This is a genomic window from Bacteroidota bacterium (assembly GCA_039111535.1).
Taxonomy (GTDB): domain Bacteria; phylum Bacteroidota; class Rhodothermia; order Rhodothermales; family JAHQVL01; genus JBCCIM01.
This window is the reverse complement of the sequence record JBCCIM010000215.1, coordinates 1-10,621: the sequence shown is the minus strand read 5'-3', so window position 1 is coordinate 10,621 and position 10,621 is coordinate 1. Positions and strand designations below refer to the sequence as shown.

8 protein-coding genes are annotated in these 10,621 nt (G+C 49.8%); 7 read left to right on the top strand and 1 reads right to left on the bottom strand.

Features of this window, described 5'->3' with window-relative positions; all coding sequences use genetic code 11:
• The 3 genes from yiaK to AAF564_23115 all read left to right on the top strand — a co-directional run.
• On the top strand, positions 1-799 hold a 799-nt coding region (yiaK, locus tag AAF564_23125), incomplete at its 5' end, for a 3-dehydro-L-gulonate 2-dehydrogenase (protein ID MEM8488460.1).
• A gap of 19 nt (positions 800-818) precedes the next feature.
• Complete coding sequence (locus tag AAF564_23120) at positions 819-1,226, top strand: hypothetical protein (GenBank protein ID MEM8488459.1); 408 nt, start codon at positions 819-821, stop codon at positions 1,224-1,226.
• A 203-nt stretch (positions 1,227-1,429) separates the two neighbouring features.
• Entirely contained in the window at positions 1,430-2,092 is a 663-nt protein-coding gene (locus AAF564_23115) for a class I SAM-dependent methyltransferase (GenBank protein MEM8488458.1), read from the top strand.
• Here AAF564_23115 and AAF564_23110 read toward each other — a convergent pair.
• The gene (locus tag AAF564_23110) at positions 2,089-3,279 is read right to left on the bottom strand and encodes a cytochrome-c peroxidase (GenBank protein MEM8488457.1); all 1,191 of its coding nucleotides are present in this window, start codon (positions 3,277-3,279) and stop codon (positions 2,089-2,091) included. The genes AAF564_23115 and AAF564_23110 overlap by 4 nt on opposite strands.
• A gap of 211 nt (positions 3,280-3,490) precedes the next feature.
• On the opposite strand from AAF564_23110, the gene AAF564_23105 reads away from it, so the two are divergent.
• From AAF564_23105 to AAF564_23090, 4 genes are all read left to right on the top strand, one after another.
• On the top strand, positions 3,491-5,872 hold the full coding sequence (locus AAF564_23105; protein ID MEM8488456.1) for a TolC family protein: 2,382 nt from the start codon (positions 3,491-3,493) through the stop codon (positions 5,870-5,872).
• Between the two features lie 51 nt (positions 5,873-5,923).
• A complete protein-coding gene (locus AAF564_23100) occupies positions 5,924-7,021 on the top strand; it encodes an efflux RND transporter periplasmic adaptor subunit (protein ID MEM8488455.1) in 1,098 nt (365 codons plus the stop codon).
• A gap of 25 nt (positions 7,022-7,046) precedes the next feature.
• The gene (locus AAF564_23095; protein ID MEM8488454.1) at positions 7,047-10,160 is read left to right on the top strand and encodes an efflux RND transporter permease subunit; all 3,114 of its coding nucleotides are present in this window, start codon (positions 7,047-7,049) and stop codon (positions 10,158-10,160) included.
• Positions 10,161-10,404: 244 nt separating this feature from the next.
• Positions 10,405-10,587, top strand: coding sequence for a histone H1 (locus tag AAF564_23090; GenBank protein ID MEM8488453.1), 183 nt, complete (start codon positions 10,405-10,407; stop codon positions 10,585-10,587).
• Positions 10,588-10,621 lie beyond the last annotated feature (34 nt).

Here is a 10,621-nt window from a genome sequence, read left to right as displayed (position 1 = left end):
TGAACCGGTTAAAGTTGGCGGCCACGCGGGCATTGAACAGTGGGATGGTCAGGCGGGGCCGGGTAATCTCAATGCGCACGCCTGTATGAAGCGCGCGTTGACCCTTGCCTCTTCTTATGGTGTTGGGGCCGTGGCACTGCGGAATACCAACCACTGGATGCGCGGTGGTACATATGGCTGGCAGGCGGCCAATGCAGGATGTGTAGGGATCTGCTGGACCAACACGAACCCCAATTTACCACCGTGGGGTGCCGTCGAAGCCGGCGTAGGCAATAACCCATTGGTGATAAGCATCCCGAGAGAAAAAGGGCACATTGTGCTGGATATGGCGATGTCTCAGTTTTCGTATGGGGCGCTTGCTTCTTATCGGAAAGCAGGCAAAACCTTGCCCGTTCCTGGCGGCTTCGATCAACTGGGCAATATTACCCGTGATCCGGCAGCAATCGAATCTACCTGGCGCCCGTTGCCGATTGGCTTTTGGAAGGGCTCTGCGCTTTCTATTGTACTGGATGCCATAGCAGCGGCATTATCTGCGGGCAATGCTACGCACCAGATCTCGAAAGACCCGCTCTACGAAACAGGGCTTTCTCAGTTTTTTCTTGCCGTGTCACCCGTAACCCAGCCGGCGCTACGTGATAGCGTGTTGGACAGCATTGTTGATCACTTACATGCAGTTGAGGCTGGCGAAGGCGAGCAGGTTTATTTCCCGGGAGAACGTACCCTTACCCGCCGGGCAGAGAACCTTGCACAAGGTGTCCCCGTAGACCCGGATATATGGCAAGCAGTTAACGCAATGTAAGCGGGCAGGGGACAGGCGAATGATTCAGCGCGATTTTATCTTAAGGCAAATCCAGCAACTTGTGCAGGTTCTGACACGCGTGCTGAAGCTAAAACAAGATGGTCAAACTACAGAAGTTGCAGCAGTTGTTGATACCGCGCTTCAGGAAACCATGGGCATGGGGCTGGGGGACCTTGCGGCATTGCCTGCGGATGATTTACTCGCGCTGTGCAGTGAAAATGGTCAACTCCACGCAGACAAAGCCTTTGTTGTTGCTGAACTCCTTGAAGCTTCTTTTATCGATGGCGTTGCGGAAGACGCGCCGGCGAATCCACTGAAAGCAGCGCTGCTCCTCTATGAAGCGCTTGTTGCTTCAGGTGAAGCCGTGCCTTTTGATATCTATGACCGGATAGCATATCTAAAACAGGAAATCTCGCCGGGTGCCTGATACCGGGAGAATGGATCAAAACCAACGCCTTTCCGTTTTGAGCCGTGCATTTCTTGTTGTTGCAAATCCGATGCAGTTTGTTGCCCAGAACAATGTGTCCACAAGAATATTGAGCAGCAATACAGGGACACATCCGACAACCTGGTTTGTTGTGTCGACCCTATAACAGTTGAACGTAGCTTTTCTAGACGCAGGTACCCTTGATGGATGAAATTGCGGAATGGAATGACCGGATGTTTGAAGAGCATCCTACGCCATACTTTGGCCTTGCCGGCATCGTTGAGCGCGCACGCATAGCTGCGATTCGCCGACTGGCTGATATTACGCTGGCAGATACTGTACTTGAAATTGGGTGTGAGGCAGGTAACCTTTTGCTGGCATTGCCCGAGGCTGGTCGTATCGTAGGGTTCGATATTTCGCGCAAGGCGTTGGATGCAGCCACAAAGTCGTTTGCTGAAGCAGGCAGGGAAGCTACTTTTGTACGGGGCAACGGAGAAGAGCCTCTGCCGTTTGAGCAAGGGGAGTTTTCCGTTATCATTTGCTCCGAAATGCTTGAGCATGTCCAGGAGCCCCGCGCCGTACTCCAGCAAATCTACAAAATTGCTACGCCGGCAACCCGCATCGTACTTACGGTGCCTTACGAACGGCCCAAATTGGTCATCAAAAAAATGCTGACAGCAACAGGGCTTTTCAGACTGTTGCTGCCAGGCATCGAAGAGGGCCTGAGTGAATGGCATTTGCAGGAATTCTCCAGGGAGCGCTTGCTAGAAGAAATGCAAGGTTTGTTTAAACCCCTTTCTGCAAAAACACTACTCGGACTGCACGTCATTGCACAGGTTCAAAAAATAAAAGCACCGGGGAGTTAAAACGGGTCGCTCCATCGTGCATCCTCATACACGGCTGTGCCGGAGAGTGTCTTGAGGAAAGCGATAACAGCTTCACGTTCAGCCGCCGTGAGGTTTAACTGATTGCCATTCCCGCGTGACAGCCGCCTGTCTAACTGGTTGTTGCCGGCTTCTTGAATGCTGTTGTAGTGATCCAGCACCTGGTCCATCGTTGTAAGCGATCCCGTGTGCATCAATGGGCTGTTCAATTCGCCCGCAGGATTAAATAAATCCCGAAGAGAAGGGGAGCGTGTCACCGTCAGGTCGGCGCCATTGCCTGTCGCAAGCTCAATAAAGCCATTGTTGTCAGAGTTTGGGGTGATGTCAAAAGTAGGTGCCCGGTGGCAAGAACCACACCCCAGGCCGCCGCCAACGCGATTCCCCGTGCCGTCCTGAAACTGCGTATTGTTGAGGAATAGTGCCTTGCCACGATTTTCCAGGGCTGTGAAATTTGGGAAGTCCTGCCCATTGTTATTGACCTGGGCGCGGCCAATATCAAATTTGCTGTCGAACGACTGAATGCTTCGGACAAACTGTGCAAGCGCATTTTGCATTCTGGTCTCGGTCACTTCTGGGTCACCAAATGCAGCACTAAACAACTCGTTATAATAGGTTTGTGCTTCAATCCTCGCGATTAAGTCGTTAAAGTCGGGCGCGCCCTGGGCACCACTGAAACCCATTTCTATGTGATCTCGAATGGGCAGGGTTGTCTGGGCTTCCAGGTTTTGCGCGCGCTCATCCCAGAAGAAATTTTCTTCATCGGCAAACCGGGCGTTAATTAGCCGCATGGAATGCCGGCCGGTTGTGCCATTGACGCCTTCGCTCAATGGTGCAGGATCGCCAAACGCGTTGCTTTGCTTGTGGCAACTGGCGCATGAAATGGTCTGATCCGATGAGAGCATCGTGTCGTAAAACAATACACGCCCCAGGGTAGCCGTGACGTTATTGATTGAATTACGCTCGGTGTTGTCACGGTCAACGTAGTTGGGTACGTCTTGCGCGGCATAGTTGTCAAGCTCGTTGAGGTTGATCCGGCCATTAAACATGGCATCTACAGCATCAGAATCTGTGATTTCAGTATCAGACGATAGTCCGGTGTCACACGCTGCAAGTAAACCAGTTATGAATAGGAGTAAAAGAAATGAGAACGAATGGGTAGTTATGTGCATAGCCCTCTCTGTAAAGTCAATCTATCGAAAAGGCGCCCTTGCATCATAAGTTCGTCCAAACATGTTAAGAAGATGTTTAGATGGTGTGTGGATTTGGATTAGGGGATAAATTTGTAGAAATGTCAGCTTAGCGCAATCGGATAGGCCCCTGGTGTGGATTGCCGTCTGCGGATTGCCTATTTTCTCGCTTCGCTCAGATGACATGTTGCAAATGAAATCCCTCCTCGCGTTAAGCCTGTTTTTTTTGTCGTCCACATGCCTGTTTGTAGTGCCAGTAGCGGGGCAATCTACCGGGCAAAAAGATACCTACGACATTGGTTTTTTGCTCGATGCCCGAACGCCTGAGTTGGCGTACATGCTCGATTCTCTGCGGCAAGAAATCACTGCTGTGGTTGGTGAAGATGCTATCATCAGGTTTTCTGATGAGACCACGCTCTTCAGTGATCTAGATATAGCAAAAGCAGAAGCGAATTATGCACAACTCATTGATGGAGAAACGGACATCATTCTTGCGTTTGGGCAAGTTAATAACACGGTGATTTCAAGCCAGGCGGAGCATAAAAAACCTACAATTCTTTTTGGTGCGGTTAATATTGACCTCGTGGACATTCCGGCAACGGGAGAGACCTCTGGCATCGACAATTTTACCTATCTCATTGCATCGCAATCCTACAAGAAAGACCTGAGAGCCTTCAAGGCACTGTATGATTTTAAAAGTGTAGGTGTGCTGTTAGACGCCGGCATGGAAGCGAGTCTACAGACCATGCAACCCACCTTGCAGACTGTTTTTGATGAAGTGTTTGCACCGATGAATGCCACGTATGAGTTCATCTCTTACGCCTCTCCGGCCAGCCTGACGCCTTATTATGATTCCATTGATGCAGTGTATCTTGCTGAAGGTTTTTTGCTTGAGGAAGCAGAAATCATCGCGCTTGCTGATACGCTGTTTGAACGCGCCATTCCATCGTTTACATCAACCTCGAAAGAAGATGTTGTGTCGGGTTTGATGGCGACCAGCCAGGCAGAAGAAACGCTGGGCCAGTTCTTTAGGCGCCTTGCATTGAGTGTGGAAGCTGTAGTGAGTGGCCAAAACCTGGCTGACCTGCCTCTTTACATCGACGTCGCAGAAGCGCTCACTATCAACTTCAACACAGCAGAGAAAGTCGGGGTGTCGCTGAAGTATAGCCAGATCGCTTCTTTTGACTTCGTAGGAGATTTCCGGAATGTGATCTCGGAAGAAACGTATTCTGTGCTGGGTGTGATAAATGGTGTATTGAATGATAACCTGGTCTTAAAGCTTTCCGAGCGAAACGTGGCCCTTTCCAGCCAAGATGTGAGCCTTGCAAAGAGTAATTATCTCCCTTCGCTAACCTCAAGCCTGACGGGGTCTTATCTGGACGAAGAAACGGCTACCGCATCGAATGGCGGAAACCCCGAGTACCAGACAGCCGGCAATATCACGCTTTCCCAGACCATTTTCTCCGATGGTGCCAATGCCAATATCGATATTCAGAAAAGCCTGCTGAAAGCTGAACAGGCAGTTTATGACGTCACAGAACTTGACCTCGTGCTTAATGCTGCCAATGCATATTTCAATGCACTGGTGCAGAAGTCTAACCTTCAAATTAGAAGCGAGAATCTTAACCTTACCAAGCGAAATCTGAAGATTGCCGAGCAAAACCTGGAGGCCGGCCAGGCAGGGCTTTCAGATGTGCTGCGTTTGCGGAGTGCCATGGCGCAAGACATGCAGGCGCTCGTTGAAGCAGTCAACTTACTCGAACAATCGTTCTTTAGCATTAATCAACTGCTGAATGATCCAATTGACCGGGAAATTGATATTGAAGATGCCAAGATCAGTGCCGGCGTATTTGAGCGGTACAACTACGAGCTCCTGCGCCAAACGATTGATGATCCGGTGCAGAAAAAGGTGTTTGTAGACTTCCTCGTAGAAGAGGCCCTCAAGAATGCGCCGGAGCTTCGCGAGATCGACTACAGCCTTGAGGCAACACGGCGCAACATATTGCTTAATGGCAGCCGGCGCTTCTTGCCAACTGTTGCAGCCCAGGCGCAGTACAATCGGACCTTCGACCAGTGGGGAGCCGGTGTGCCACCCCCCGAGTTTGCTTTGGATGATAATTACAGCGTGGGCATCAGTGTTTCTATCCCACTCATAGATCGCAACCAGCGCAACATCAATCGACAGACGGCCCTTATTCAAAAAGAGCAACTAAACCTGAACCGGGCAAATACAGAGCTGTCTATTGAGAAAAACGTGCAAGATGCTGTGCTCGATATGGCCAATCAGATTGCCAACATCGAACTGTCAGCAGTCTCTGAAGCAGCCGCGCGTGAAAGCCTGGATCTTATGCAGTCTGCCTACACCAACGGCGCTGTAAATATTGTGCAGCTACTCGATTCACAGACAAACTATTTGCAGGCCCAACTTGCAAGTGCAACGGCGAACTATCGCTACCTGCTTGCCTCGCTTATTCTGGAGCGCTATATCGGGTACTTTTTCTTGTTGCATACCGAGGCTGAAAATGAAGCTTTTTTGCAGCGGTTCAACGACTATTTCCTGCAAAACAACCAATAACGCACCAGGCGCTCATGGCGTCATTGTGCCCTCAAAAACCCAACCCCGCCGATGTTGATCAAAATGGAAAAACCAGGTGTGATGATAAGCGTCATTGCCATGCTGCTGTGTACTGGCTGTGGTGGTGCTGAAGCGGTTGAAGAAAAACAACTGCGCGTTGTCGTCCATGAAGAAGTTGGATTTCTGGGAGGTTCAGAAACCCGAACCTTTAGTGGGACCGCTGAAACCGACAAAATTGTTAACCTCAGCTTCCGCTCAGGTGGCATTGTTACGCGCTTTGATATGCAATTGGGCCAGCGTGTCGAAAAAGGCCAACTGCTTGCCCGGTTGGATAACGTTCAATCGCGGCTTGCGTATGAGCAGTCATTGTCGTCTCTGAATAGCGCTGCTTCCCAGATGAATACGGCCAAGTTGAACCTGGACAGGATTCGTTCGCTGTACGAAAAAGGCAGTGCCTCTTTAAGTGACTTTGAGAATGCGAAGAACTCGTTCAAAACTGCCGAGGCGAGCCATCAGTCTGCGTTGCGCAGCGTCGACATCCAAAAAGAACAGGTGCGGTATGGATACATCTATGCACCTGAAACGGGTACAATTGCTTCTGTAAATGCTGAAGTAGATGAGAATGTGGGGGCCGGCCAAACGGTTGCTGTGCTGAATGCCGGGGCTGACATGGAGATCTCGCTTGGCCTGCCAGAGAGTGTCATTAACCAGGTTCGCAGTGGGGCAAAAGTAGACCTGGCTTTTAGTTCGCTGGCTGGGCAGTCATTTGAGGGCCGTGTTTCTGAAGTATCACCATCGATTGACCCTAACAATGCGACATATCCTGTGCGAATCGAAGTATTGAACCCAAGTGCCGAAATACGCTCGGGTATGTCGGCCAACGTAACGTTTGACTTTGCGGATGCCAGTGCAAACAGTGGCGTGCTGGTTGTACCAGCGAAGGCCGTTGGCGAGGATGGTAGCGGGCGGTTTGTGTTTTTAGTAGAAGAGCAAGGAAGTGCCGGCGCTGTTGTCAAGAAACAACCTGTGCAGATTGGTTCGCTTACCGAAGAAGGCTTTGAAGTCCTTGCCGGATTATCAGCCGGACAAAAAATAGCTACGGCCGGGCTACAAACCTTGTTGAACGGGCAGGCAGTACGCTTGCAGTAACCCACCCTCATCCCTTTGTGATTCCATGAATCTTGCACAGTTTTCTATAGACAACAACAGGATCACCTTCATGGTGCTCGGCACAATACTCGTTATGGGGCTGGTTTTGTACCAGTCGCTTGCCCGAGACAGTATGCCGCCCTATACAGTGCGGGTGGCTACGGTAGTGTCTTCATTTCCCGGTGCGAGTCCTGAACGCGTAGAACTTCTGGTTACGGATAAAATCGAGAAAATAGCCCAGGAGTTGCCTGAACTCAAAGAACTCAATAGCACCTCTCGGACGGGCTTGTCAGTCGTTTCTGTTGTGCTCAAAGACGAGGTGGCGCCGGGTGAGCTGCAAAGCGTCTGGGACCGACTCCGGCGAAAACTGTCGAGTATGAAAGAGTTGCCGGATGGTGTGAATCCGAATCTGAATGATGACGGGATCGGGGATGTATACGGCATCGTGGTAGGAATGACCAGCGACGGGTTTTCTTATGCTGACATGAAAACCTATGCGGACCGAATAAAGGACGATTTTATCAAGCTCGACGACGCAGCAAAGGTAGAACTGGGAGGGGTGCAAGAAGAACGGGTATTTGTGGAATTTGACAATTCCCGTCTGGCAGAGTACGGCTTAACGGCCAACCGATTACAGCAGAGCATTGGGGCAACCAATATACTCAGTTCAGGGGGAGAGGTTAACCTCGAGAATGAACGCATTATTCTTGAGCCTACAGGGAATTTTAACAACCTACAAGATATCCAGAAAATGCTGATCCCCGTAGGGTCGCAGGGACAGTTACTTTATCTCGAGGATATCACGTCTGTAACCCAGGGCTATATCGACCCGCCAACGCAGCGTGTGCGTGTTGATGGGCAGGATGCCATTACTTTCCATGTAAACCTGAAGCAAGGCGCAAACATCATTGGGCTCGGTACAGAAGTGGATGAGGTTGTGCGCAAGTGGCAGGGGGCGCTTCCCGTTGGCCTCGAACTGCGCCGCATCTCTTCCATGGACACCTATATCGATGTCAAAATTAGCGACTTCATAGGCAACCTCATCCAGTCCATTACGATTGTGTTGCTTGTTATGCTAATCTTCCTGGGCTTTCGAACCGGGCTGGTGATTGCAAGCTTGATCCCGATCGTAACCATCATGACATTGATGCTTATGGGGATGCTGAATGTAGGGCTTAACCAGGTTACCCTGGCGGCCCTGATCATGGCATTGGGCATGATGGTTGACAATGCCATTGTAGTTGCTGAATCGGTGATGGTGAAGATGGAAGAAGGCATGCCGGCCAAGCAGGCTGCCATTGAGTCTTGTAGCGAATTGTTTACGCCGCTCCTTATTTCAACCCTAACCACCTCCGCAGCATTCCTGGCATTTTATCTTGCTGAGTCTACAATGGGCGATATTGTTGGCCCCATCTTCGTAGTGATCTCGCTTGCGCTGATTTCATCTTGGCTGATTGCGCTTACGGTCATTACCATGTTCTGCTATCTCTTCCTGAAAATCGGAAAAAAGGGAGAGAAAAAGCCGAGCATTGTAGACCGCATTATTTTTAAGCTTAAAGGCCTCTATAAAGATTTGATTTTGTGGGCGCTCCAGCGCAAGGGCCTTGTTGTTGTTGGTATCCTTGTACTCTTTATGCTGTCGCTTGTAGGGTTCACCCGAGTACCTTTTGTGTTTTTTCCGGATAGTGATCGTAACCTCATTACCGTGGACATTAACCTGCCGCTGGGTACCCGGATTGAACGCACCTCGGATATTATTGAGGGCATTGAGCACTATATACGCGAAGAAATGCTCGTTGGAGACGGCCGGGAGAACGGGATAACAGACTGGTCTGCATATGTGGGTGAAGGACCGGCATCATACGACATGGGTTACTCAGCGGACGAGGCCAACTCCTCATACGCCCATATGCTGCTTAACACCTCCTCGTTCTCTTATAACAATGCTGCCATAGCAGAGCTTGATGCCTTTTGCTTTGAAGCGTTCCCAGATGCCGACATCAAAGTTGGTCCGCTAGGTGCGGGTGGGGGAGGTGTGCCGATTGAAGTGAAGATCTCGGGCGCAAACCCTGATCAGCTTGCCAGTATTGCTGAGTCGGTAAAGCTGCACTTGTCAAGCCTTGCCGGTACAAAGAACGTGAAGGATGACTGGGGGCCAAAAAGTAAGAAATTTGTAATTGCAGTAGATCAGGCGCGGGCACAAAACGCCGGCGTATCAAGTCAGGATATAGCCACTTCTTTGCAGACAGTCCTAGATGGCTTTAAAACGGGTGAATACCGGGAGAATGATAAAACCATCCCGATCATGATGCGAAGTGATGCAAGCCAGCAGCAGAACCTTGCTTCGCTGGCATCGCACAACGTATTTGCGCAGTCAACAGGACGGAGTGTTCCGTTATTGCAAGTGGCGAATATCATTCCTGAATGGCAGTACTCCAAAATCAAGCGAACGGACCTTGTACGCACAGTAAACGTGTCCAGTGAGTTGACCGCGTCGGGGAATGCTTCAGCCATTACTGCTTCTCTTACCCCATGGATCGCAGCGCAAGCGCAAGACTGGCCGGCAGGTTATAGCTACAAATTTGGCGGTGATGCAGAGAATACAGCAGAGAACATGGGGGCAGTTATTAAATATTTGCCGCTGTCAGGGTTTATCATTGTTTTGCTCCTCATTATCCAGTTCAATTCGTTCAGGAAAATGACAATGGTTGTTCTAACGATTCCGCTTGCTGTGATCGGGGTAGTTATCGGACTGCTGGTTTTTCGCGAGCCGTTTGGCTTTATGCCATTTCTGGGGGTGATCTCGCTGGCCGGCATTGTCATCAATAATGCAATTGTATTGATAGACCGTATAGAAATCGAACAAAAGACACTCAAGCGCAAAGACCAGGATGCCGTTATTGGTGCTTGTCTCCAGCGGTTTCGACCTATTCTGCTCGCCACCTTTACAACGGTGCTCGGCTTGGTGCCGCTGTATCTGAGTGGAGGTGAGATGTGGGAGGGGATGGCTGTGAGTATTATGGTTGGGCTTTTGTTTGGAACGATAATCACGCTTGTGTTCATACCTGCCCTGTTCAGTATGCTTTTTAGGGTAAATTACAAGGGGTATGTTTTTAACAAGCGGTTACTTTCTGATTAATTTTTGTTCATAATCAGCTTTTTTGTACAAAAAGTGCCCTTTTTGGGATCTCAGGGTGTAGTTGGCAGTAGTGTGTGTCCTTGCTTAAAACGACGTAAACACCGATTTAAGCACCGTTAAGCCGTTTTTAAGGTCAGAATTACTGTTTTTTGGCAGTGTAATGACAACGGGTTGTCAGTGCCTCGGTGTTAGTTTGAGCATAAAGTGACTCACTTCACCCTAATTATTTAGATAGGAGGAAAAAATGGCAGATAGCAAACGCTATGCAGACCTGGTTGATTTTGTAAGTGGCCTCGAAGCTGATTTCACAGCTTTCTACGAAAAAGGCAACAAAGCAGCCGGTACGCGCATTCGCAAAGCCATGCAGGAAATTAAGCAGACTGCACAGGAAATTCGCCTTGAAGTTCAAGCCATGAAAAATGGTTGAGTAGAAATGCGTTTAGCTACCAGTTTTGATGTTT

Excerpts from the sequence above, each read along its gene's own strand:
- AAF564_23105 (MEM8488456.1), top strand. The coding sequence starts at position 3,491 with ATGAAATCCCTCCTCGCGTTAAGCCTGTTTTTTTTGTCGTCCACATGC.
- AAF564_23100 (MEM8488455.1), top strand. The coding sequence starts at position 5,924 with ATGTTGATCAAAATGGAAAAACCAGGTGTGATGATAAGCGTCATTGCC.
- AAF564_23090 (MEM8488453.1), top strand. The coding sequence starts at position 10,405 with ATGGCAGATAGCAAACGCTATGCAGACCTGGTTGATTTTGTAAGTGGC.
- AAF564_23095 (MEM8488454.1), top strand. The coding sequence starts at position 7,047 with ATGAATCTTGCACAGTTTTCTATAGACAACAACAGGATCACCTTCATG.
- AAF564_23115 (MEM8488458.1), top strand. The coding sequence starts at position 1,430 with ATGGATGAAATTGCGGAATGGAATGACCGGATGTTTGAAGAGCATCCT.
- AAF564_23110 (MEM8488457.1), bottom strand. The coding sequence starts at position 3,279 with ATGCACATAACTACCCATTCGTTCTCATTTCTTTTACTCCTATTCATA.
- AAF564_23120 (MEM8488459.1), top strand. The coding sequence starts at position 819 with ATGATTCAGCGCGATTTTATCTTAAGGCAAATCCAGCAACTTGTGCAG.